Origin of the sequence: Stenotrophomonas sp. SrG, assembly GCF_050031795.1 — a bacterium.
GTDB classification, from domain to species: Bacteria; Pseudomonadota; Gammaproteobacteria; order Xanthomonadales; family Xanthomonadaceae; genus Stenotrophomonas; species Stenotrophomonas rhizophila_A.
The window spans coordinates 1-234 of sequence record NZ_JBNBBE010001453.1; the positions used below are offsets into that span (position 1 = coordinate 1).

General features: G+C 70.9%; 1 protein-coding gene. It reads left to right on the plus strand.

The window, feature by feature from the left end; translation table 11 throughout:
- Positions 1–234, plus strand: a 234-nt coding sequence (locus ACQG3P_RS24225) for a hypothetical protein (RefSeq protein ID WP_426806472.1), incomplete at both ends; no start/stop codon positions are given.

Genomic DNA, 234 nt, shown 5'->3' on the forward strand with positions numbered 1-234 from the left:
CCTTCCGCCCGAGCGCATCTTCGCGTCGGGCACCGTGCTCGACACCTCGCGCCTGCGGTGGAAGCTCGCCGAGCGTGCGGGCGTCTCGACCGGCAGCGTCCACGCCTACATCGTCGGCGAGCACGGCGACACCGAGTTCCCGCTGTGGTCCCGCGCCACGATCGGCACGGTCCCGATCCTCGAATGGCTGACGCCGACGGGCGACCGGATGACGGTCGAGGAGCTGGACCAGAT